At 36.3% G+C, this 23,398-nt stretch carries 18 protein-coding genes and 4 pseudogenes; 2 read left to right on the top strand and 20 right to left on the bottom strand.

Going from position 1 to position 23,398, the window contains the following annotated elements:
* The first annotated feature begins 507 nt into the window (after positions 1 to 507).
* Positions 508 to 4,902 (top strand): response regulator, encoded by a 4,395-nt coding sequence (locus SAGCYANO_RS11030; RefSeq protein ID WP_202220120.1) that lies wholly within the window; start codon positions 508 to 510, stop codon positions 4,900 to 4,902.
* Positions 4,903 to 5,287: 385 nt separating this feature from the next.
* Here SAGCYANO_RS11030 and SAGCYANO_RS11025 read toward each other — a convergent pair whose 3' ends face one another.
* The 3 genes from SAGCYANO_RS11025 to SAGCYANO_RS11015 all read right to left on the bottom strand — a co-directional run bounded on the left by SAGCYANO_RS11025 (position 5,288) and on the right by SAGCYANO_RS11015 (position 7,452).
* Positions 5,288 to 5,479: a hypothetical protein gene (locus tag SAGCYANO_RS11025; protein ID WP_202220119.1), complete on the bottom strand. Its 192-nt coding sequence runs from the start codon at positions 5,477 to 5,479 to the stop codon at positions 5,288 to 5,290.
* Between the two features lie 751 nt (positions 5,480 to 6,230).
* Positions 6,231 to 6,599 carry a translation initiation factor gene (locus SAGCYANO_RS11020; RefSeq protein WP_202220118.1) on the bottom strand — a complete coding sequence of 123 codons (369 nt, stop codon included), beginning with the start codon at positions 6,597 to 6,599 and terminating at the stop codon, positions 6,231 to 6,233.
* Positions 6,600 to 7,227: 628 nt separating this feature from the next.
* Positions 7,228 to 7,452 carry a hypothetical protein gene (locus SAGCYANO_RS11015; protein WP_237396051.1) on the bottom strand — a complete coding sequence of 75 codons (225 nt, stop codon included), beginning with the start codon at positions 7,450 to 7,452 and terminating at the stop codon, positions 7,228 to 7,230.
* A 149-nt stretch (positions 7,453 to 7,601) separates the two neighbouring features.
* On the opposite strand from SAGCYANO_RS11015, the gene SAGCYANO_RS11010 reads away from it, so the two are divergent.
* Positions 7,602 to 7,937 (top strand): DUF760 domain-containing protein, encoded by a 336-nt coding sequence (locus SAGCYANO_RS11010; protein ID WP_202220116.1) that lies wholly within the window; start codon positions 7,602 to 7,604, stop codon positions 7,935 to 7,937.
* Between the two features lie 365 nt (positions 7,938 to 8,302).
* On the opposite strand, the gene SAGCYANO_RS11005 is transcribed toward SAGCYANO_RS11010, so the two are convergent.
* The 17 genes and pseudogenes from SAGCYANO_RS11005 to SAGCYANO_RS10925 form a co-directional block, all read right to left on the bottom strand.
* Entirely contained in the window at positions 8,303 to 9,007 is a 705-nt protein-coding gene (locus SAGCYANO_RS11005; protein WP_202220115.1) for an ROK family protein, read from the bottom strand.
* Positions 9,008 to 9,097: 90 nt separating this feature from the next.
* Positions 9,098 to 9,751 carry a YqiA/YcfP family alpha/beta fold hydrolase gene (locus SAGCYANO_RS11000; protein WP_202220114.1) on the bottom strand — a complete coding sequence of 218 codons (654 nt, stop codon included), beginning with the start codon at positions 9,749 to 9,751 and terminating at the stop codon, positions 9,098 to 9,100.
* A gap of 698 nt (positions 9,752 to 10,449) precedes the next feature.
* Entirely contained in the window at positions 10,450 to 10,914 is a 465-nt protein-coding gene (locus tag SAGCYANO_RS10995) for a Spy/CpxP family protein refolding chaperone (RefSeq protein WP_202220113.1), read from the bottom strand.
* Positions 10,915 to 11,395: 481 nt separating this feature from the next.
* A complete protein-coding gene (gene gor / locus SAGCYANO_RS10990) occupies positions 11,396 to 12,739 on the bottom strand; it encodes a glutathione-disulfide reductase (RefSeq protein WP_202220112.1) in 1,344 nt (447 codons plus the stop codon).
* Positions 12,740 to 13,776: 1,037 nt separating this feature from the next.
* Positions 13,777 to 14,733, bottom strand: a complete 957-nt coding sequence (locus tag SAGCYANO_RS10985) for a class I SAM-dependent methyltransferase (protein WP_202220111.1) — start codon at positions 14,731 to 14,733, stop codon at positions 13,777 to 13,779.
* A gap of 319 nt (positions 14,734 to 15,052) precedes the next feature.
* Positions 15,053 to 15,337: a class I SAM-dependent methyltransferase gene (locus tag SAGCYANO_RS10980; protein ID WP_237396049.1), complete on the bottom strand. Its 285-nt coding sequence runs from the start codon at positions 15,335 to 15,337 to the stop codon at positions 15,053 to 15,055.
* Positions 15,338 to 15,658: a class I SAM-dependent methyltransferase gene (locus SAGCYANO_RS10975; RefSeq protein ID WP_202220109.1), complete on the bottom strand. Its 321-nt coding sequence runs from the start codon at positions 15,656 to 15,658 to the stop codon at positions 15,338 to 15,340.
* A 1,429-nt stretch (positions 15,659 to 17,087) separates the two neighbouring features.
* Positions 17,088 to 17,369, bottom strand: coding sequence for a ferredoxin (locus tag SAGCYANO_RS10970; RefSeq protein WP_202220108.1), 282 nt, complete (start codon positions 17,367 to 17,369; stop codon positions 17,088 to 17,090).
* 12 nt (positions 17,370 to 17,381) lie between these two features.
* Positions 17,382 to 18,362 carry a cysteine synthase A gene (locus SAGCYANO_RS10965; RefSeq protein WP_202220107.1) on the bottom strand — a complete coding sequence of 327 codons (981 nt, stop codon included), beginning with the start codon at positions 18,360 to 18,362 and terminating at the stop codon, positions 17,382 to 17,384.
* A gap of 34 nt (positions 18,363 to 18,396) precedes the next feature.
* Positions 18,397 to 18,936, bottom strand: a complete 540-nt coding sequence (locus SAGCYANO_RS10960; RefSeq protein ID WP_202220106.1) for a Uma2 family endonuclease — start codon at positions 18,934 to 18,936, stop codon at positions 18,397 to 18,399.
* A gap of 60 nt (positions 18,937 to 18,996) precedes the next feature.
* Positions 18,997 to 19,540, bottom strand: a pseudogene (locus SAGCYANO_RS10955) (Uma2 family endonuclease).
* Between the two features lie 63 nt (positions 19,541 to 19,603).
* Entirely contained in the window at positions 19,604 to 20,188 is a 585-nt protein-coding gene (locus SAGCYANO_RS10950; RefSeq protein WP_202220105.1) for a Uma2 family endonuclease, read from the bottom strand.
* 15 nt (positions 20,189 to 20,203) lie between these two features.
* A pseudogene (locus SAGCYANO_RS10945) lies at positions 20,204 to 20,747 on the bottom strand (Uma2 family endonuclease).
* Between the two features lie 63 nt (positions 20,748 to 20,810).
* Positions 20,811 to 21,395, bottom strand: coding sequence for a Uma2 family endonuclease (locus SAGCYANO_RS10940; RefSeq protein WP_202220104.1), 585 nt, complete (start codon positions 21,393 to 21,395; stop codon positions 20,811 to 20,813).
* Positions 21,396 to 21,410: 15 nt separating this feature from the next.
* Positions 21,411 to 21,954: pseudogene (locus tag SAGCYANO_RS10935) on the bottom strand (Uma2 family endonuclease).
* 63 nt (positions 21,955 to 22,017) lie between these two features.
* A pseudogene (locus SAGCYANO_RS10930) lies at positions 22,018 to 22,561 on the bottom strand (Uma2 family endonuclease).
* Positions 22,562 to 22,680: 119 nt separating this feature from the next.
* The gene (locus SAGCYANO_RS10925; RefSeq protein ID WP_202220103.1) at positions 22,681 to 23,319 is read right to left on the bottom strand and encodes a peroxiredoxin; all 639 of its coding nucleotides are present in this window, start codon (positions 23,317 to 23,319) and stop codon (positions 22,681 to 22,683) included.
* Positions 23,320 to 23,398 lie beyond the last annotated feature (79 nt).

The raw sequence follows: 23,398 nt of genomic DNA, 5'->3' as shown, positions 1-23,398 counted from the left end.
CACTCCCCTACTCAAGATACGGTTTGAAAAGCTTTTGAGAAATGGTATAAGTACCTGTGCAAAATTAATTTACAGCGGTTTTCATTTGGGTAGACTACAGTAGGGACGTTCCATGGAACGTCCCTACAAGATTTTGCTTGTGAAGATGTGGTTCATCAATTTGAACAGCGCTGTAATATTTGTCAGCAGTTAGAATATTTGCCGTGCTAGTATAGTAACTATTTATTTATTTTATGCTTAGTATTGCGTGATTATAACTATTAAACTATAATCTACAATATATTTTAGGGTGATGAATACAGTAACAAAAACTTGTTAACTATTTTTCAAATACAGGAGATCGATCAAATCAAGAAGTTTACTTCCAAGACTTACCAATCTAAATATTTAGTATATCTAGCTGTAGTAAGCTTTACCATTAATAATTGTGGCCTGATAGGTTGAATACTCTACCATCACTCGCATTGTTATCACTCCTACTGACTACTTCCTCAAAGAAGCACAAAAATGTCTAACTCAAGCTATAGCAACATTCCCAATGGTGACAGCAATGCTAGCACACCTGAAGCCTTATCACCGACAATAACTATTTTACTTCTAGATGATTCTGAGGTCGATCGCCTTACCTACATTCGTTATCTTAAATCAGATCCAGACCGCACTTACCGCATAATAGAAGCAGAAACCTTAGAAGAAGGAATAGAAATGTGGTACTCGGAACGACCAAATATAGCCTTGGTTGATGTAAATCTACAGGATGGAGATGGCTTGGAGTTCTTAGAAGCAATTGCCACTCACTACCCTAAAGATAGATTACCTGTAATTGTACTGACTGGATTGGGAGATGAGCGAGTTGCAGTACGAGCAATGAAACTAGGAGCAGCAGATTATCTGATCAAGGGAGACCTTACAGCTACCTTTCTATGCAACTGTGTTAGTCAAGTTTCTGTTCGCACCACAGTGCTTACTCAGCTAGACCTAAAATCTGCAATCATTAGGAATCCCCTGATTGTAAATCCGGAGACAACAGTCAGAGATGCCATTACCTTAATGAATAAATGGCGATCGCTCACCAGGGATGCAAAAATTGCAGATGGACCAGAAAAAGATCGTCATCAAGGGGCAAGGTCAAGTTGCGTATTAGTAGTTGAGGAAGGGCGGGTCGTAGGTATTATGACTGAGAGGGATGTAGTCCACTTAAGTGCCCAGCAACAACCCCTCCAACACTTGGTAATAGGTCAGATTATGGTACGTTCTGTCATTACCCTACCTGAGGATGATTTTACCGATTTGTTTTTTGTAATTAACCTGCTTCAGCAGCATCAGATTCGTCACTTGCCGATTCTAGATAGAGATGGGCATCTGGTTGGGTTAGTTACCCACGATAGTTTGCGACAAATTTGCCAACCAACTGACCTGCTACGACTACGTCTAGTGCGCGAAGTTATGAACCATAAGGTGATTTGTGCTACACCGGAGACATCCCTGTTAACAATTGCCCAAATGATGAGCGATCGCCATATTAGTTCCATCGTAATTGTAGCACCTGATACAGAATCACTGCAAATTCCGGTGGGGATGCTGACTGAGCGAGATATGGTTAGATTTCAGGCATTGGGTCTAAATCTAGACAATTTCATAGCAGAAGCAATGATGAGTAAACCGATCCTGACAGTTAAACCAGAAGCTTCACTCTGGACTGTGCAACAGATTATGGAAGAGCACAACATTCGTCGGTTAATGGTGACAGGAGAGCAAGGAGAACTTATAGGCATTGTGACACAGACAAGTGTATTGCAAGCTATCAATCCCCAGGAAGTTCGCAAGTTGACGGAAGTTTTGGAACAACGGGTGGTGCGTCTAGAAGCAGAGCGAATCAAACTACTGGAAAATCGCACTGTTGAACTAGAAAGATTGGTGGAAGCTAGAACTAATACTCTCAAAGCTAAGGCAGAACGCGAAAAATTAATGATGACTGTAGCAGACCAGATCAGGTCGTCGCTGGATTTGCAGAAAATTCTTGATACAGCAGTACAAGAGATTCCCTCCCTGTTGCACTGCCATCGGGCGATGGTTTACCAATTCCATCCTAACTCTTCTGATACTGTGGTTGCTGAGTCAATTGCTGAAGGTGAGCGATCGCTATTGGATGCAGAATTTGCCCATATCTGGGTGACACCTGAATGGATGGAGCAGTATCGCCATGGTCATATTCGGGTAGTAAATAACGTATACGAATCAGGTATCAGTCCAGAAAATCAAGAAATCCTTGTACGTTCTGGTCTTCGTGCTACTCTGGTTGTGCCAATTATAGTAGAAAAGGAACTGTGGGGTCTGATTCTTGCCAGCCACGATCGTGCCTATGCTTGGGAAAAAGATGGTATCGACTTACTACAACGATTATCTATTCACATTGCCATTGCTATCCAACAGGGAAAAGCTTATGAGCAAATAAAGGTTGAACTGGAAGAACGACGACGAGCAGAATCTGCCTTGAATAATATCGAAACTCGTTACTCAACATTAGCTGCAACTGTTCCAGTGGGAATTTTTCGTACTGACTTGACAGGCAATTGTATCTATGTTAATGACCGCTGGAGTCAGATTGCTGGGATATCTGTAGAGGCAGCAACTGGAACTGGATGGCAACAGGCGTTACATCCCGACGATCGAGTTATGGTTGCCACAGTCTGGGAGCAATTTCTCCAAGGTAAGCATTCTGGCCAAATGGAATATCGCTTGCAACATCCTGACGGTACTGTGAAGTGGGTGTATGCACAAGCAGTGGCAGAATGGAATCCTGAGAGGCAGAAAATCGGTTATGTTGGCACAATTACTGATATTAGCAGTCGTAAACAAGTTGAAGAAACTCTACGCAAAAGTGAAGCTCATTTAAAAGCAGCACAAAGAATAGGTAAACTGGGCAGTTGGGAATTCGATCTAACAACTGGCGTAGTTGCTTGGTCGGAGGAAACTTTCCGCATTTTTGGACAGTCGCCAGCAGTGAAAACTCTAACTTATGAAGGCTTCCTAGAACTTGTTCATCCTGAAGACCGCAAAGGTATAGATAGTGCAGTTCAGACTACCATAGCAACCGCTCAACCCTACAAAATCGAATGTCGCATCTACCGACCAGATGGCTGTTTAGTTTATGTATCGGCTCGTGGCAGACCTTTGTGGGATATCTCCGGCAAAGTAACGCATCTTGTAGGTACGGTACAGGATATCACAGAGCGCAAATTAGCCGAACAGCAGTTGCGAGAAGCAAAAGAAACTGCCGAATATGCTAACCGTGCCAAGAGCGAATTTTTAGCCCTGATGAGTCATGAAATTCGTACACCAATGAATGGTATTCTGGGACTCACTCACTTGGCTTTACAAACCGATCTTACCCACTACCAGCAAGACTATCTCGCCAAAATCCAGAGTTCTGCCCAATCATTATTGGAAATCATCAACGATATCCTGGACTTTTCCAAAATCGAAGTCGGGAAACTGGAACTGGAATCTATCCCATTTGAATTAGTTCAAATCCTGAATCAAATCAACAATGTTCTTGGTCTAAAAGCTTCTGAAAAAGGGCTGGAACTATTATTTCAGCTTGAGGAAGGGATTCCCCAGTATTTAATTGGAGACTCACTACGCTTAACTCAAATTTTGATGAATCTAGCGAGCAATGCTATCAAGTTCACTGAAACAGGTAGCGTTACCATTAGAATTGAACTACTCACTTATAGCCAGGAAACTGTTTGCCTGAAATTTCAGGTGCAAGATACAGGAATTGGTATTAGTCCTTGTGATCTGGAAAAACTATTTCAGTCCTTTACCCAGGTGGATGCTTCTACCAGTCGCAAGTACGGTGGTACAGGACTCGGATTAGCAATTTGCAAGGGTCTTGTGAACGTGATGGGCGGCAACATTAGTGTTGAGAGCGAACTCGGTAAAGGTAGTATATTCTACTTTGAACTAGAACTGGGCTACCTCTGGGAGCCTGACGATAATTTTAGTTATCCGGTACTCAGTGATTCTAGAGAGACTCGATTTTCCTGCATGGCAGAACTGGAAGAATTTCAGGGGGCTAATATTCTACTTGTAGAAGACAATGCAGTGAACCAACAAATAGCCAGGGAATTACTGCAAAAGGTGGGGTTGACAGTAGATTGCGCAACTAATGGAAAAGAGGCGATCGCTAAAGTTATGGAGCAGGTTTACGACCTAATCTTGATGGATATTCGGATGCCAGGAATGGATGGACTAGAAGCCACTCGCCATATCCGTTCTCTGGCAGAGGAAGACAACAGCAGAACACAATGGTTTGCCACAGTGCCAATTATTGCTATGACAGCTAATGCTATGGATATAGATAAAGCTAAAAGTTCGGCAGCGGGGATGAATTATCATCTATCCAAACCTGTTAACCCTCAAGAGTTATATGAGACTCTTCTGAAGTGGATTATTCCAACTAACAGTTCTTCTGTACCCAGGAACAATATCCCTAGTGTTCTTCCAGAAAATACTTCTGTTCCAGATACTGATAAATTATATCTGCCTGGTCTGAATGTCAATTTGGGTTTAGAGTTTACGGGTGGTGAGTGGAGTGATTATAAGGACATTCTGAGAATCTTTCAAACCTCTCAACAAAAGTATGATGCTGAAATCCTAACAGCATTAAACTGTGGAGATTTGAAGAATGCGTTATATTTGGTTCACTCCCTCAAAGGAGCAGCAGGTAACATTGGAGCAGAGACCCTCTACAAGTCTGCTGCCTCTCTACATCAGGATCTACGAAGTGAAACTCCCGATCTGGAAGTTTTATCTACCAAAGCTTTAATCTTAGCCCAACAGTTTCAGCAAGTATTAGAGAGCATTGATATACTTCTAGATAAATTCACGAGTCAGTAGTTATATCAAATCTGGGTCATTTCAGTTATCAGTTAGCCTCATAAGGTCGGAGCTACGCTAGCCTCTTATCAAAGGAACTGCGTTATCAATTAGCCTCCTCCGGAGGAGCTACGCTAACAGTACCTCTTGCAATAAGGAGGCTTGACCTTGGCGAATATTATCTTTTTTTATCCTCTGAAAATGGGAGGCTTTAGACCACAATTTTTCAGTAGTGAGAATTATTGAGGAAATGAATTATTGAGGAAATCGAAATAACTACATAGTAGAACGTTTTATATTTAATTAAGTAGAGCTAGTTATGAGAATTCAAAAGGAAAGATAAAATATAGCTTTTCTCAACGTACTGAGGAATTATGTGTAATTCAAATTGGACTTGAGAGCAAGTCTAATATCTCGGCTCCAAGAATTCTTCGTTAATAGAAGAGTTATTAGAAGTATCCTCAGGTAACCAACGACATTCTAATTTTCCTGCTTCTATTTGAGGTACTTTAATAGCAAACCCGTTACCATTACCTACCATAGAAAATCCAAAACCAACAGAAGTTCCTAGTAATACTAAAGCAACTGTTCTAAACATTGATATATCTCCACTAATATAAGTTTAATTACTTCTTATTTAAAACTACAAAGCCAAAATCAAAATTCCGCAACAATTATCGATCTTAATATTAGCTATATAAATCTTGTTGGCACATTTATAGCAGGGAACTGGGAACAGGCAAAAGTGGGAAAATATTTCCCCTTCTTTAGTATCTCTGTTATATTTTCCTGATTTTATAAAGCAGTTTTTGTATTATATAGACTAGAGATTAAAGCAAATTACAGTAGGGAAGAAGAGTTAAAATTCATGGGAAATATAACTCATATATTCTTGACTCCCTACTGCTTCGATCTGTCTACTTTAACTGCTTTAATTAGGGTTTGCTGATTAAATCTAAAAGCATTTACAGATAAAGCTTTTAGCCTTTTTGGGTCTAGAAATTGTGCGCCTGTTTTAGCTCTTCATGCTCATGCATGGAGCGGATTTTGGGGTGACTATAGTAGAACAATCACTCTTGCTGTCATTAACGATCACCTTCTCTATAACTCCCATTCCTCCTGACTTTTAACTATTCCCTATTCCCTATTCCCTATTCCCTATTCCCTGCCTCAGGAAAAAGATTTTTCAGCAAACCCTAATTACAGTTTGTTGAAATTTATCATCCTGATACTAAATCAGGTTATGAAAAGGTACTTTTTCCAAATCTTCTTTAACCCTTCTACCTTCTGCCTTCTGCCTTAGTTCCCTAATAAAGCTCCGTTCTAAACCGGATTTAGTATTAAATACCTTAACCACCGCTAATTTTAGCTTTGTAACCTAATTTCGTTAAAATCTCCAGTAACTTTTGCTTATGTTCCCCCTGAATTTCAATTTCATTATCCTTAAGAGTACCACCAGCACCACATTGATTTTTAAGTTGTTTCAGTAAAGCTGTCAAAATTTCCTGGTTCGACTGAAACCCACTAATAATTGTAACTGTTTTTCCTTTGCGACCTTTGCGGGATGCTTGTACTTTTAAATTTTGTTGATTTGGCGGTAAATTTGGTACTGCTCTTTCTGTTGCTGGGGAGGTGGCATTATTACCAAACTCTGAGTAAACTACGCGATCGCCTTTAGCAGATTTCATATTAGAGGAATTATTTTTTGAACTACCCATACCTTCAAAGGAATATTATTTTAGATTACTACATAGTCAGTATATCAGGACTTATATCATGTCTACTTGAATACTTATACTTTAGTGGAAGGAAGCCAGCGGGAGCTGTTTGCGTAGCATGACCTAGGAAAGGGTTTCTTACAATTGTGACTTACAGTGCATTAGATTATTGGTGCGGGGGCGGGTTTACCAGGTCCTGGGTAAAACCGGGGCGGGTTCACCAGGTCCTGGGTAAAACCATTCAGTTAACGCGGAACCCGCCCCTACCGCGGAACCCGCCCCTACCCGATGCACCATTTTAGGCGTGTCACGCCACTACTCCCTACTCCCTACTCCCTACTCCCTACAGTCCTAAAATTTTGTACTTCATCAACTCGAAAACTGCTGTAATTCTATACACACTCCGATGCTACCGGACATGATATCAATTCTTCCGAGGGCCATCCTACCGTTCGGAAGCTGGGGATTTTTACCCAGAGCTGCGCTCAAGCTGAAGCACTGAAGTGCTAAAAGCTGATAGCTAGTTAACTGGGAAGTTTACAGTGCTTTTCAAATTGATGAACCACATCGCCATAACCAAAATATTGTAGGGATATTGCATGCAACGTCTAAGGGCGAATGCCATTTGCTAACGCAAAGCTCCGCTAACGCCCCTACTGTGGTCTACCGTGCAGGAAAACCGCTGTAAATTATAGCAGTCGAAGTAAAGGTTAGGACAGGTCAAAAGCTTAAAACTCAGACAACGTAATACTTTTCCTTCTTCCTTCTTCCTTCTTCCTTCTTTACTTCTGCTATAAATAGCGATCGCTATTCCCGAGCTATAATTTTTAACAGCTTCTTTTAACAAAATCAATCGGCAAGTTGTACAACGTCAAATATGATTTAGCTATTCTAGAGTAGAAAAAACCGGATCGAAAAGTTCGGTAACACTTAATAGAGTAGCTCGAAAATATTGCTAATATGTAACTAAATACTAAATTCTATTAATTTCAGATAAGCACTATGAATAACCTTCCAAGTAATCCCTCTGAATATTCTGCTGATCAATCTAGTATTGATAACTTATTATGGCAATATGTTCAATCTTTGAATCCTGATACTGTAGCTCAACTTTCTAAACCAGAACCAAAAGTTGCTCAAATTATGGAACAAAATTTAAGAGGAATGTTAGGAAATTTACCACCAGAGCATTTTGGCATGACTATAACTACTAGCAGAGAAAATTTTGGTCAAATGTTGGCTTCTGCGATGATGAGTGGTTACTTTTTACATCAAGCTAAACAAAGAATGGAACTTGACAAATCTATCCAAACCCTACATTCTAGTCGAGATAGCTAAACATTTACTTGGTTATAGCAGAAGGAAGAAGGAAGAAGGCGTTTAATTATCTACCAGAGAAGGGAAAATTTGGCGTTGTCTAAGTTTTAAGCTTTTGATGTGTTCCTGGCTTTTCCTTCGACTGCTATAATCCAAAAATAGTACAACAAGTTAAGCAAAAGCTTTTAAAATTAGTCAATCCTAATTAAATAGAGAAATATTAAAATTATGACTCCTAATATCATGTCCGGTTGAATACTTATAATTAAGATAGTAGGGGAGCGGGGGAGTAGGGGAGTAGGGGAGTAGGGAAAATAGAAAGATTTACTGTTGAAGCACTCATGATAAGTTTTTTCCAGAGCGCTCTTATCCGGACATGATATAAATTATTCCTTCCATAAAGCAATTCCTCCTAATAAACCATTGACATTCGGCACTATTTTTACATTCGTTGGTAATTCAAATTCAATTTTTTTTGCATTGCCACCACCAAGATAAATACAATCGCAATTAAATAAATGTTGTAGAGTTGCGATCGCCTTTTCTAAGCGCTTATTCCATTTCTTTTTACCAACATCATCTAATGCTGCTCTTCCTAACTGTTCCTCATAAGTGTCTTTTTTACGAAATGGATGATGACCCATTTCCAAATTTGGCACTAGCTTTCCTTCTACAAACAATGCGGAACCGAAACCAGTTCCTAAAGTAACTACCAACTCTACTCCTTTGCCTTCAATTGTTCCTAGTCCTTGAATATCGGCATCATTAGCAACTCGCACTGGTTTCCCCAACCGTTCTGAAAGCATTGTTGCCAAATTAAACTCTGTCCAGTCAGAATCTAAATTTACTGCTGTTTTAATTACACCATCCATAACTACACCAGGGAAACCTACCGATACTCTATCAAATTCTCCTTGTTCTGCTGCTAAAGAGACAATCTCTTTTAATATTGGGTCTGGTTTTGCTGGGTCTGGTGTTTCTACACGACTACGTTTTGTGGTAGGTTCTCCTGTTTCATCTAAGACTATTACTTTAATCCCGCTGCCACCAATATCAACTGCTAAAGTTTGTATAGTTTTAAATTCATTCATTCGTTTACGTCTTTTTTTTATGACATCCTATTATCATAATTAATTTTGTTTTACTAATACAATATTTATAACCTTATCTTAATTATTTATCTAACTAAAGTCTTGGTTTAAAAATTGATAAATTTCCTGCCAAACTTTTGTTATTACATTCCCTAAAGTATGGTCAGTATCAAGTTCTATTAACTCTACCCAGGAGCGTTTGGCAACAAATTCTCGACTAACTTGAATGGGAATCACGTTATCATTTAAACCATGGATAATTAAAGTTGGTAAAGTACGTTTTAAATTTTTATCTTCATACTCGTTCAAATCAACTATAAAATCATAACTCAGTAGTGAATATTTTTTTTCTCCATAATGGTATATCCAATAATTTCCCCTTTTCTGCCATTTTTGTAATTTTTCTTCTCCTAAATTTTGTTGCCAATGGGATAAAAATTTAAAGGCTGGTGCCAGTAAAATTATTGCTTTAATATTTGGATTTCGTTCTGCTAAAAAAGTAGATGTTAATCCTCCAAAGCTAGAGCCAATTAATATTGTTGGTGTAGATTTTTTTGTTATTTCTGACTCTACTTGATGAATTTGTCTTGTCAAAGTTAGGTTGTAAAAATCATTTTGGTTTAAGTCAAGAACATTAAGATTGAGGTTGATTTCGGCGAAGCGATCGCGCAAATATATGGCTTTATTAGATTTGGGACTAGAGGCAAACCCATGTAAATAAATATAAGTGTAGTTATTCAGCATTTTTTTGTTCAAAGTTAATAATAAGAAATAGTAATTCGTAGCAATTTTTTATCCAAATGGTATTAATTTATTTGGCTACAATACTATGTTTAAAGCTTGTATTGAAGAAGGAAAAATCTTGTATTTTCTGAGTTTTAATCTTAAGACATCTCCTCCAAAAGATGGAGTAGGAAGTAGGCAGTAGGGGGAAATAATTGATAATTTATGTGTGATAATTGATTTTATTTTTTATTATCACCAGATGTCTTTCTTCCTTATTCCTCCCCCCTTTCAAAGCTATGCTTTATAAACATCTTTCTTAACATAAAATTTGACAAAATAGACAAGTTATGTATAAGTCTTTGAAAGGCTTTTTCTTGAGAAAAGTGTATAAAAAAAATACATTTTTTTGAGAACTGTAGACAAGATTCTTACTCCCCACACCTCCCACATCTCCCACACTCCCTACAGGGTTTTCAGGAGTTCCTTATAAGGGATAGCGCATCATCGGGGGGCAAGGGGGGATGCATTCTTGCTTCTTGCTTCTTGCTTCTTGCTTCTTGCTTCTTGCTTCTTGCTTCTTGCTTCTTGCTTCTTCCTTCCCTCCTGACTCCTGAATCCTACATGGTTTATTTATAAGTATTCAAAATGAGAGGTAATTATTAATTATTAATTATTAATTATTAATTGTTAAATGCTAGTTTTTAAAGTTAATTTTACTAGGGATTTTTGAGAGATTCCCGGCGTTGCTGCATTAACTTTGACCACTGTTGTAATTGTTCGGGAGTTAGCACTTCTCTAATTTTGAGAATAGTATTAAATTGTAATTCTGCCAACTCTCTTCTCAACTGTAAAACTTCGCCATGTTTTTGTCGTAGTTGATTATCAGTATTAGTAGCAATTATCATTTGATTTAATTCTTCCTGAGCGCCCCGCAATTTTTCTAAACTTTGAATAATTTTCTGTTGATGTTGCTGACGAATTTCCACAATTTTATCAGCTTGCTCTTGTGTAAGATTTAGTTGTTGAAATACACTTTCTCCTGTTGATTGTGACTTCTGTAATTTTGTTGTTTGAGTGATTTTTTGACCATCGTTATTGTAGTTAGGAGTTGCAATAACAGAACTAATAGTTAAGGGTATAATAAACAATCCTAATACAGTAGAAATAAAAGCCTGGGACATAAAAATTTACCTTTTGATATTTTGCTGGGTATGAATTAACTGGAAAAAAAAATTAAGAAGGTGAACTAACTTTTTTTACTAAAATTCTCTCTTCCAACTCATGTTTTACTTTAAAAACGCTAAAGCGCTTCTTTTTAGTTATAACGCTTTAGCGCAACTCTCACCAAGGTAACTTTATCTTATATCATGTCCGGTAGCATCGGTATTGTATAGTGAAGGTAGGGAATAGGGAATAGGAAATAGACAGAAAAACTTAAGAAAGAGCAAGAAAAAAACTTAAATTCCCTGTAGATATTTACGCTAACTTTTACACAAACGATTACCTTCGGACATGATATTAGTTACTCTCAAAAGGTGTTACATTAGGTCTTTTAACCTACCAGTAACCACTTACCGAATAATTAAGGTAAAAATCCTCTCCTTTAAAGGAGAGGTAATTATTAATTATTAATTATTAATTATTAATTGTTGAACACCTTTTTCAACGTAAAGTTACTAACTCTTCTGATGTGGAGGGGTGAATACCAATAGTGCGGTCAAAGTCTGCTTTGGTTGCACCCATATTAACAGCGATCGCCATTCCTTGGATAATTTCTCCTGCATCTTTACCGACCATGTGTACTCCTAAAACGCGGTCGGTATTACCCTCAACTACTAATTTCACCATTACTTTCTCATCTGCACCTGTGAAACTGTGGAACATTGGGCGAAACTTGGCGCGGTAACATTTGATGGAGTCACCAAATTTTTCTTTAGCTTCTGCTTCTGTTAAACCTACTGTTGAACCTTCTGGTTCTGAGAAAACTGCTGTGGGAATATTTTCTAGAGAAATTGATCTAGGAATATTACCAAATTCTGTATCAGCAAAAGCACGACCTTGGGCAATAGCAACAGGAGTTAAATTTGCTTTATCTATACAGTCTCCCACTGCATAAATATTTGGTTGAGTGGTACGACAGTTTCTACTAACGGCAACTGCACCACGGACTGTTTCTACTCCAGCGTTTTCTAAGTTCAAACCTTCTAAGTTTGGTTTGCGACCAGTTGCACAGAGGAATGTATCGACAATTAGAGGTTCGGTGTTTTCTCCAGTTAAGTGAATTTTTAACCCTTCTTCGACTTTCTCAATTTTTTCTACATTTGTATTGATGCGGAAGTCTACTCCATGTTTTGTCATTCCTTCTTGAATATTGCTGCGGATGTCTTGGTCAAAACCTCGCAAAATTAAATCCCGGCGAATAATTTGAGTAACTTCGGTACCGACACCATTTAAAATTCCGGCAAATTCTACACCGATATAACCACCTCCCCAAACTGCCATTCTTTTTGGTTGTTCTTTAAGGTGGAACATTTCGCGGGAAGTAATACTATGTTCAATTCCAGGAATGTTTATTTTTTCTGCTTTCCCACCGACAGCGATTAAGATTTTATCTGCTGTGATTTTACGATCGCCTACTTCTACGGTATGGGGGTCGATAAATTTGGCATATCCTTCTATTAGTTCCACTCCTGCTTTTTCTAGGAAACTGATGTGTAGTTTATTCAAACGTAGAACTTCTGTATTTACAGCATCTATTAATTTATGCCAATCAAAACTAGGTTCTACTTGACTCCAACCATAACCTACTGCATCTTGATACAAGTGGGAAAATCTGGAACCGTAAACCATCAGTTTTTTTGGGACACATCCTCTAATGACGCAAGTACCTCCTACTAAATCATTTTCAGCGATCGCTACTTTTGCCCCATAAGATGCTGCTCTTTTTGAAGATGCTAACCCTCCTGAACCTGCACCTATCACAAATAGATCGTAATCGTATGCCATAATTTGATATCCTTAAATTGATATTTTTACTATTCTATTGTTTCTGTTTTTTAATTATAACTGTTATGGCTTCTCATTTCATTAATTGATAATTGATAATTGATAATTGATAATTACCTCGGGTTTTAACCGCTACGGAATTGAATATAAGGAAATAGTATTAATGGATAATGGATAGTGGATAATGGATAATGAAATAATTCTCGCGCCTCTCTAACTCTTTAATTATCAATTATCAATTGTCAATTATCCATTGGTAAAGGGAGACTTCAAGGCGCGAATTATTTAATTATTAATTATTAATTATTAATTATTAATTATTCGGTAATTCTGTCATTAGGCATATCGGTTAAATTAGGACAATAATTTAGATATATCCAACTACTACTTTACAAACATAATGTAATTATATACCATAGTTTTATATGCTTTTCACTATATTTTTACTATTTTTTTATTTCTATATTTTCTAGAATAACAGTTGTTAATTTAGTTGATTTTCTCAATTATTGTAGTAGTTTTATGGTGTCTTTATATAGCAATAAATAAGTTTTTTAGGACATAGATTGATGATGAACTAAAGACAGAGAAAAGCTTTTGCCAATGTTCCCTATTCGTTGCTATATAAATTTTCTTGAAATTAGGGAGCAGGGTTCATTAATGGATAATGGATAATTGATAATTACCTCTGGTTAAAACCGCTACGGAATTGAATATCAGGAGATATTATTTCTTCTCTTGGTCGATTGGATATGGCGAGGGGACCATTCCCTCCGGGACGCTTTCCGTTTCGGAATGCTACCGCAAACGCGTTAACGTAGTTGTGCATTAGCAAACGCCATCCCACCCTACGGGAAGCTCCGCTACGACCGCTTTTTTCCCTTTAAAAGGGGAGGCTTCAAGGCGCGAATTATTTAATTATTAATTATTAATTATTAATTATTAATTATTCGGTAATACTTTTCATTTTTAATCTATAATTATTGATTTTTGACAAATCATTTATTCTACGTCAAATCAAAAAAATCTCTACATTATTATTTAGGCTTTCTCGCTACTACCGTGGGATATATTCTAGCATTATCCCAAATAAATTCTATTTCATCAAACCCAACAGTTTGTAATTGTAATTTTGTTGTTGATGAACTCCTAAAGGCTGTAAATTTAACATCTAATACATCAAAAAATATAATTTTTGAAAGTAATAAATCTTCTGAATTAATCTGACTCATATCCCATTCTGAATTAGGGTCAACATTTGGGGATTTGGTTGTAAAGCTGGTTACTAATATGCCTCCTGGGATTAATGCTTTGAAAAACTGTTGATATAACTTGGTGACTTTTCCATCATTAGGTTCATAAATATGTAAACCATGGCAAGTTAATAGTGTAAATTCATCTTGAAAAGGCAGATTCCAAGCATCTTCCTGATGAAATTCTACTTTTTCTGATAACCCATATTCTACTGCTATTTTTTTTGCCTGCTCTAAACTTTCAGAGTCAATATCAATTCCCACTAAACGAAAATTTTCTACTCCGGTAAAATCCAACTTCAACAAATCTCTCATTACCCCAGAAGGTAAGGAAGCAAAAACTATATTATCTTGTACATAATTCTGAATTATTTTATTGAAATTGATATATCTTTGTTGCGTAGCAATAACACGAGGATTTCTCTCCAAAATAAATTTTTCTAATTCTGTTAAAGTACGACCTTGTGCATCAATACCAGTAAACTTTCCTTTATACTGGTGTTCCATTACATAATCTGTCCAATAGCCATTAAACCCTCCATTTTGTAATAAAAATTTCCCTAAAGGAAAACCTGTTAACTCATTAAGAAGTTCTAATTGTTTAGCCACAGTAACGTGGGGTTGATCTCCAGTTTGGATAATTCTTTGTTTAATCCTTTCTATAGTTTCTTCGAGACTTTCATTTTGATTTCCATGAGAGAGAATACCTTGTTCGTTAAATTCTTGAGATTGTTTAGTCATTGACTTATTTTTCATTAAATTATGCTGTTTAACTATATTTCAGGCAGCGATCGCCTCCCCAAAACTAATATTTTCAACACTTCTGACAGACAAAATATAACCCACTAAGATTTCGAGCAATACTATAATTATCAACCTCACATAAAAGTTGTTTAATTAACTCTGTTTATAACATTTATTCATGCACTTTTTTTCACCCACTATCCTCATTATAAAACCAATGTTTGCAGTAGGAAAAACAAAGTATTCCTGCTGATTTTGTCACCCGAATTATTTCCGGCAAACTCTCCGATGGCGCATTTCCAGGAGTGCAGGAACTTTATGCACTAATTACAATATCAAAGGTATTATCAGCATAGGGAATTTCTGGCAGAATAGACTGTTTAAGTTCTTTATATAATCCCTTACTTTTAGCAGATTCTAACATTCCTGGTGACATATCTATTCCATAAAAGAAACCTTTTACCGAAAAATTGTGGTATAAAGTCTCCCCTTTTAAGGGGATAAAAAGCGGTCGTAGCGCAGCTTCCCGTAGGGTGGGATGGCGAGGTCTCCTCGCCATATCCAATCGACCAAGAGAAGAAAAAATTTCATGATTAGTCAATCAATTCCGTTTTAAAGGAGAGGTAATTCTAAATTCGTGCATTCTAAATTCTAAATTCTTGAACCCCATTTCACTCAAAATACGACCTTGGTCTCCAGTACCACATCCTAAATCTAGAATAGCTAAGTTAGAAGAGTTACCAATATATTGATGTAGAAGTTGGCAGCATTTTTTTGCAGCATAAGTACCACCCTCAAAAATTTCATGGTTTTGGTCATACCATTCTATTAACGGTTGATATTGACCTGTTTTTTCTACCTCTTGAGAAATAGTTTTATACTTGGAAAACCATTGTCTTTGATTTGATTGTGATTGTGCCATACATAAATATAAAATAAATTACCGAATAATTTTTGCTTGAATATCTTTCCTTTTCAGTTTAAGTAGAAAAAATTCCTAAATTTGCCTTTTAGCCAATCTTTTCTGGAAGACAAGAGGTAATTATCACTCATCAGTTAACAGTTAATATTTTTAGTATTGCTTTTAATACCATGTCCGTTTAATTAATGATAAAAAACTTTCTTCTTCTCTCTTGACTCCTAACCCGTTCGTCTTTATTGAGAGCTTGCTGATTAATTATAAAAGTATTGACTGATATTGGTTTTAGCGTTTTAGAGTAGAAAAAAGTACTAGCTTTTCAGTGAAAAGAGCTGCATAAAGTTAGTATTTTGGGATGATTATGGCAGAAAAATTGAGAGACAAAACTTATACCATTTCTCTGTAACAATGCGCTTAATAATTCTTACCCAAATCTGAATCTTACTAATAGCTGCTGTCTTTTATTAAGCGCAACATCAGGTCGAAATGGTATTAGCTCCTACCTCCACTACATTCCCCGTTCCTCCTCTCTCCTACCCCAGCAAAAAGACTTTTTCAGCAAACCCTATTTATTTATAACCTACATTCCGCACTTCAAGAGCGTAACATGAAAATTAGTATAAAATCCTGAGGTTGCTTAAGTATTTATACTATATAAATTATCTTCATTTACCTTGATCGGGAGTCAAATTCTCAGATTACTTATGCCAGCATAAATACTTACTAAATCGTTGATTCCGATTGACCACTATAATTTACTTCTTACTTCTTACTTCTTACTTTTGACTTATATTTTTATGCTACATTTTGTGGTGCGGAATGTGGGTTATAACCTACATTTTGTAATATTAAAGTAGTATATAAATCCGTAGTTTGGTAGGTATTTATACTATGTAAATCATCTCAATAGACCTCTTGCAAAAGTGTTAATTAAATCAATTCAAGACTATGAAATAAACAATTTCATCTCTCTATTCCCTATTCTCTGACTTCTGCAAGAAGTCCAATTACTTTTTTCGTTCATTAAATTCCAAGTAAATAATTAAGCATAAATATTTACTTGATTGATTACTCAATCACAGCAGCTATGATTTTCTCCAGAATTGCTGTCCCCTTACTCCTGAGGACTAATACCAATTTGATAAATGTTTGCTACAAATAATTTTCTAGGTGGCGCGGTGGTAGGTGGTAGGTGTTAGGTGCTAGGTGCTAGGTTTTAGGTTTTAGGTAGATTATTAGTTATTTACCGAATAATTAAGGTAAAAATCCTCTCCTTTAAAGGAGAAACAATGAATTAATTTTCATTATTAGTCAATTCTATCCGTTTTCCAGGAGAGGTAATAATTAATAGTTATTAATTTTTGAATAGCCAGTTTATTTGTAACATTCTTTTTTAAATTTGGTATGACTCCTTCTTCTCAGACAATAAAACTTAGGAATAAAGCATTTTTTTCACAGGTACTCCACCTAGTAAATGTTTTTCCACCACTGCCGAAACCTTATCAATATGAACATGACTATACCAAATTTCCTCCGGCAAAACTAACACCATCGGTCCATTGCCACATTGCCCCAAACATCCGCTTTTTTCAACAGCAATATTAGGAGTATCAAATGCTTGAAAAGCAGCTAATATTTTTGCCGAACCTTGTTTCCGACAAGTACGATTTTGACAGACTAATAAACGTCTCTCAACTTGACTATTTTCCACCATAATTTCTCCCGGTTATACTTCATCCGGCAATAAATTTTTAGCAGCTAACCACTCACTATTAAATAATTTTGATTGATAACGAGCGCCACTATCACATAATACAGTCACAATAGTATGACCAGGACCCATTTCTTTTGCTAAAGCTACTGCTGCACCAACATTAATTCCTACAGAACCTCCCATAAATAAACCGTCTTTTCTTAATAGTTGATAAACTACTCTTACCGCCTCTTTATCATCAACCCTAATTGCATCATCAATAGGAACATTTTCCATATTTTTCGTAATCCTACTATTACCAATACCCTCAGTAATAGAATTACCTTCTGTAGAAGTTTCCCCAGTTTTCACATAACTATAAATCCCACTTCCCATGGGGTCAGCTACTACAGTTTTAATTTGCGGATTTTTTTCTTTTAAAAATAATGAAACACCAGCAAAAGTTCCACCAGTACCAGTAGCAGCTACCCAAGCATCTACTTTTCCATCTGTTTGTTCCCAAATTTCCGGTCCGGTTGTTTCATAATGAGCAATTCTATTTGCCAAATTATCAAACTGATTTGCCCAGATAGAATTTTCCATTTCCGAAGCTAATCTACCTGACATTTTTACATAGTTATTCGGGTTTTTATAGGGAACTGCAGGAACGGGGCGAACCTCTGCACCTAAAGTTCTCAAAGCATCCATTTTTTCAATAGATTGAGTTTCAGGAATAATAATCAAACACTTATAACCTTTAGCATTACAAATATGTGCCAAACCAATTCCTGTATTACCAGCAGTTCCTTCCACAACTGTTCCACCAGGTTTCAGTAAACCTTTTTCTTCTGCATCTTTAATAATATAAAGAGCAGCTCGGTCCTTCACCGAACCCCCTGGATTCAAAAATTCTGCTTTGCCTAAAATTTCACATCCAGTTTCCTCACTGAAGCTATTTAATCTAATTAATGGAGTATTGCCAACTGTGCCAATAAAACCTTGTTTAATATCCATTTTTTGACCAATATTTTATTTACAGAATAATATTTTACCAAATTTTGGTCATCTTTAAAACAAATCCAGGTAATACTGGGTCTCCACTCACACTATCAGGATTTTCTAAACATTCGGTAGGCATTCCTGAGCGATAAATATAAACTTTCTGTTGTTTTCTATCGATTAACCAACCCAGTTTTACTCCCGGTTCTTCCATATATTCTGTCATTTTTGCTTGAAGAGTGTTTAAGCTATCTGAAAGTGACATTAATTCCACCACAAAATCTGGGCAAACCGGAGCAAACTTTTCTTTTTGTTCTTGGGATAAACTATTCCATCTTTCTAATTTTATCCAGGAAGCATCAGGAGATTTTTTTGCACCTGTAGAAAGAGTAAATCCTGTACTGGAACTAAAAGCTAAACCCGTACCATCTTGTTCTGACCAAAAATATAATTGTGCTGCTATACCAAGATTACGATTTCCTGTTTCTGAACCAGTAGGAGACATAATTAATAACTCTCCAAATTTATTAGTTTCTATCCGTAAATCTCGGTTAATTTGACAGAATTCCAAAAATTGTTCATCTGTCATTTATAAATCTGGATGCATTTGCAAAATAATCTGGTCCTCAAGCATAATTTTCTCTCCTATTTACCAAACTTTCTGCATATTTAACACAAATCCAGGTAATATTGGGTCTCCACTCACACTGTCAGGATTTTCTAAACATTTGGTCGGCATTTCTGGGCGATAAATATAAACTTTTCTCCCCTTCCTATCAATTAACCAACCCAGTTTTACTCCCGGTTCTTCCATATATTCTGTCATTTTTACTTGGAGAGTTTTTAAGCTATCTGAAAGTGACATTAATTCCACCACAAAATCTGGGCAAACCGGAGCAAACTTTTCTTTTTGTTCTTGGGATAAACTATTCCATCTTTCTAATTTTATCCAGGAAGCATCAGGAGATTTTTTTGCACCTGTAGGTAGAAAGAGTAAATCCTGTACTGGAACTAAAAGCTAAACCCGTACCATCTTGTTCTGACCAAAAATATAATTGTGCTGCTATACCAAGATTACGATTTCCTGTTTCAGAACCAGTAGGAGACATAATTAATAACTCTCCAAATTTATTAGTTTCTATCCGTAAATCTCGGTTAATTTGACAGAATTCCAAAAATTGTTCATCTGTCATTTATAAATCTGGAGGCATTTGCAAAATAATTGGGTCGTCAAGCATAATTTATTTCCCTCTCATTTACCAAACTTTCTGCATATTTAAAACAAATCCAGGTAATACTGGGTCTCCACTCACGTTGTCAGAATTTTCTAAACATTCTGTAGGTAAATTTGGGCGATAAATATAAACTTTCTGTTGTTTTCTATCAATTAACCAACCCAGTTTTACTCCCGGTTCTTCCATATATTCTGTCATTTTTGCTTGGAGAGTTTTTAAGCTATCTGAAAGTGACATTAATTCCACCACAAAATCTGGGCAAACCGGAGCAAACTTTTCTTTTTGTTCTTGGGATAAACTATTCCATCTTTCTAATTTTATCCAGGAAGCATCAGGAGATTTTTTTGCACCTGTAGAAAGAGTAAATCCTGTACTGGAACTAAAAGCTAAACCCGTACCATCTTGTTCTGACCAAAAATATAATTGTGCTGCTATACCAAGATTACGATTTCCTGTTTCAGAACCAGTAGGAGACATAATTAATAACTCTCCAAATTTATTAGTTTCTATCCGTAAATCTCGGTTAATTTGACAGAATTTAAAAAACTGTTCATCTGTCATTTGTAAATCTGGAGGCATTTGCAAAATAATTTGGTTTTCAAGCATTATTTCTTCTCCTATTTACCAAACTTTCTGCATATTTAACACAAATCCAGGTAATATTGGGTCTCCACTCACACTGTCAGGATTTTCTAAACATTTGGTCGGCATTTCTGGGCGATAAATATAAACTTTTCTCCCCTTCCTATCAATTAACCAACCCAGTTTTACTCCCGGTTCTTCCATATATTCTGTCATTTTTACTTGGAGAGTTTTTAAGCTATCTGAAAGTGACATTAATTCCACCACAAAATCTGGGCAAACCGGAGCAAACTTTTCTTTTTGTTCTTGGGATAAACTATTCCATCTTTCTAATTTTATCCAGGAAGCATCAGGAGATTTTTTTGCACCTGTAGGTAGAAAGAGTAAATCCTGTACTGGAACTAAAAGCTAAACCCGTACCATCTTGTTCTGACCAAAAATATAATTGTGCTGCTATACCAAGATTACGATTTCCTGTTTCAGAACCAGTAGGAGACATAATTAATAACTCTCCAAATTTATTAGTTTCTATCCGTAAATCTCGGTTAATTTGACAGAATTCCAAAAATTGTTCATCTGTCATTTATAAATCTGGAGGCATTTGCAAAATAATTGGGTCGTCAAGCATAATTTATTTCCCTCTCATTTACCAAACTTTCTGCATATTTAAAACAAATCCAGGTAATACTGGGTCTCCACTCACGTTGTCAGAATTTTCTAAACATTCTGTAGGTAAATTTGGGCGATAAATATAAACTTTCTGTTGTTTTCTATCAATTAACCAACCCAGTTTTACTCCCGGTTCTTCCATATATTCTGTCATTTTTGCTTGGAGAGTTTTTAAGCTATCTGAAAGTGACATTAATTCCACCACAAAATCTGGGCAAACCGGAGCAAACTTTTCTTTTTGTTCTTGGGATAAACTATTCCATCTTTCTAATTTTATCCAGGAAGCATCAGGAGATTTTTTTGCACCTGTAGAAAGAGTAAATCCTGTACTGGAACTAAAAGCTAAACCCGTACCATCTTGTTCTGACCAAAAATATAATTGTGCTGCTATACCAAGATTACGATTTCCTGTTTCAGAACCAGTAGGAGACATAATTAATAACTCTCCAAATTTATTAGTTTCTATCCGTAAATCTCGGTTAATTTGACAGAATTCAAAAAACTGTTCATCTGTCATTTGTAAATCTGGAGGCATTTGCAAAATAATTTGGTTTTCAAGCATTATTTCTTCTCCTATTTACCAAACTTTCTGCATATTTAACACAAATCCAGGTAATATTGGGTCTCCACTCACACTGTCAGGATTTTCTAAACATTTGGTCGGCATTTCTGGGCGATAAATATAAACTTTTCTCCCCTTCCTATCAATTAACCAACCCAGTTTTACTCCCGGTTCTTCCATATATTCTGTCATTTTTACTTGGAGAGTTTTTAAGCTATCTGAAAGTGACATTAATTCCACCACAAAATCTGGGCAAACCGGAGCAAACTTTTCTTTTTGTTCTTGGGATAAACTATTCCATCTTTCTAATTTTATCCAGGAAGCATCAGGAGATTTTTTTGCACCTGTAGGTAGAAAGAGTAAATCCTGTACTGGAACTAAAAGCTAAACCCGTACCATCTTGTTCTGACCAAAAATATAATTGTGCTGCTATACCAAGATTACGATTTCCTGTTTCAGAACCAGTAGGAGACATAATTAATAACTCTCCAAATTTATTAGTTTCTATCCGTAAATCTCGGTTAATTTGACAGAATTCCAAAAATTGTTCATCTGTCATTTATAAATCTGGAGGCATTTGCAAAATAATTGTGTCGTCAAGCATAATTTATTTCCCTCTCATTTACCAAACTTTCTGCATATTTAACACAAATCCAGGTAATATTGGGTCTCCACTCACACTGTCAGGATTTTCTAAACATTTGGTCGGCATTCCTGAGCGATAAATATAAACTTTCTGTTGTTTTCTATCGATTAACCAACCCAGTTTTACTCCCGGTTCTTCCATATATTCTGTCATTTTTGCTTGAAGAGTGTTTAAGCTATCTGAAAGTGACATTAATTCCACCACAAAATCTGGGCAAACCGGAGCAAACTTTTCTTTTTGTTCTTGGGATAAACTATTCCATCTTTCTAATTTTATCCAGGAAGCATCAGGAGATTTTTTTGCACCTGTAGGTAGAAAGAGTAAATCCTGTACTGGAACTAAAAGCTAAACCCGTACCATCTTGTTCTGACCAAAAATATAATTGTGCTGCTATACCAAGATTACGATTTCCTGTTTCTGAACCAGTAGGAGACATAATTAATAACTCTCCAAATTTATTAGTTTCTATCCGTAAATCTCGGTTAATTTGACAGAATTCCAAAAATTGTTCATCTGTCATTTATAAATCTGGAGGCATTTGGAGAATAATTGGGTCGTCAAGCATAATTTTTCCTTCCTAAAAATTATTAAGGATTAAGAATCTAACAAAAACTCTTAATCCTCAATTCAATTATAATTTTACTTATTTGGTTGAGGAGTCATCCGCAAATATGGTTTAACTTCTGTGTAACCTTTGGGGAATTTTTCTTTCAATACTTCAGGGTCTTTTAGAGAAGGAACTATCACACAATCATCACCATCTTTCCAATTTACAGGAGTAGCAACTTGATAATTATCTGTTAGTTGCAAAGAATCAATTACTCTGAGAATTTCCTCAAAATTACGACCTGTACTAGCAGGATAAGTAATAGAAAGACGGAGTTTCTTTTGGGGGTCGATAATAAAAACAGTACGAATTGTCAGATTATTTAAGGAATTAGGATGAATCATATCGTACAAATCAGAAACCTTTTTATCCACATCTGCCAAAATAGGATAATTAACAGTTGTACTCTGGGTTTCATTAATATCTCCAATCCAACCTTTGTGGGAGTCTGCATCATCCACACTTAGGGCTAAAACCTTAGCACCTCTTTTGTCAAATTCTGGTTTGAGTTTGGCAACTGTCCCTAACTCTGTTGTACAAACTGGCGTGTAATCAGCAGGGTGGGAAAATAGCACTACCCAACTATCTCCAGCCCAGTCATAAAAGTTGATTTCCCCTTCAGAAGAATTTTGGGTAAAATTGGGTACCGTATCGCCTAATCTAAGGGCCATAGCTTAACTTCCTATATTGTTTATAGTGAACAATTCTCTATGTTTTCATCCTATAATGATTTAAGCTTTTAACTTTATA

Origin of the sequence: Okeania sp. KiyG1 (genome assembly GCF_014132355.1) — a bacterium.
Classification (GTDB): Bacteria; Cyanobacteriota; Cyanobacteriia; order Cyanobacteriales; family Microcoleaceae; genus Okeania.
Note: the sequence above shows the minus strand (reverse complement) of the source record. Positions and strands in the feature narration are given on the sequence as shown.

What these genes read in the sequence shown, in the direction of transcription:
- SAGCYANO_RS10985 (WP_202220111.1), bottom strand. Translation starts at nt 14,733, where the DNA reads ATGACTAAACAATCTCAAGAATTTAACGAACAAGGTATTCTCTCTCAT.
- SAGCYANO_RS11030 (WP_202220120.1), top strand. Translation starts at nt 508, where the DNA reads ATGTCTAACTCAAGCTATAGCAACATTCCCAATGGTGACAGCAATGCT.
- gor (WP_202220112.1), bottom strand. Translation starts at nt 12,739, where the DNA reads ATGGCATACGATTACGATCTATTTGTGATAGGTGCAGGTTCAGGAGGG.
- SAGCYANO_RS10995 (WP_202220113.1), bottom strand. Translation starts at nt 10,914, where the DNA reads ATGTCCCAGGCTTTTATTTCTACTGTATTAGGATTGTTTATTATACCC.
- SAGCYANO_RS10970 (WP_202220108.1), bottom strand. Translation starts at nt 17,369, where the DNA reads ATGGTGGAAAATAGTCAAGTTGAGAGACGTTTATTAGTCTGTCAAAAT.
- SAGCYANO_RS11005 (WP_202220115.1), bottom strand. Translation starts at nt 9,007, where the DNA reads ATGAATGAATTTAAAACTATACAAACTTTAGCAGTTGATATTGGTGGC.
- SAGCYANO_RS11025 (WP_202220119.1), bottom strand. Translation starts at nt 5,479, where the DNA reads ATGTTTAGAACAGTTGCTTTAGTATTACTAGGAACTTCTGTTGGTTTT.
- SAGCYANO_RS11010 (WP_202220116.1), top strand. Translation starts at nt 7,602, where the DNA reads ATGAATAACCTTCCAAGTAATCCCTCTGAATATTCTGCTGATCAATCT.
- SAGCYANO_RS10940 (WP_202220104.1), bottom strand. Translation starts at nt 21,395, where the DNA reads ATGCTTGAAAACCAAATTATTTTGCAAATGCCTCCAGATTTACAAATG.
- SAGCYANO_RS10965 (WP_202220107.1), bottom strand. Translation starts at nt 18,362, where the DNA reads ATGGATATTAAACAAGGTTTTATTGGCACAGTTGGCAATACTCCATTA.
- SAGCYANO_RS10975 (WP_202220109.1), bottom strand. Translation starts at nt 15,658, where the DNA reads ATGGCACAATCACAATCAAATCAAAGACAATGGTTTTCCAAGTATAAA.
- SAGCYANO_RS10960 (WP_202220106.1), bottom strand. Translation starts at nt 18,936, where the DNA reads ATGACAGATGAACAATTTTTGGAATTCTGTCAAATTAACCGAGATTTA.
- SAGCYANO_RS10950 (WP_202220105.1), bottom strand. Translation starts at nt 20,188, where the DNA reads ATGCTTGAAAACCAAATTATTTTGCAAATGCCTCCAGATTTACAAATG.
- SAGCYANO_RS11000 (WP_202220114.1), bottom strand. Translation starts at nt 9,751, where the DNA reads ATGCTGAATAACTACACTTATATTTATTTACATGGGTTTGCCTCTAGT.
- SAGCYANO_RS11020 (WP_202220118.1), bottom strand. Translation starts at nt 6,599, where the DNA reads ATGGGTAGTTCAAAAAATAATTCCTCTAATATGAAATCTGCTAAAGGC.
- SAGCYANO_RS10925 (WP_202220103.1), bottom strand. Translation starts at nt 23,319, where the DNA reads ATGGCCCTTAGATTAGGCGATACGGTACCCAATTTTACCCAAAATTCT.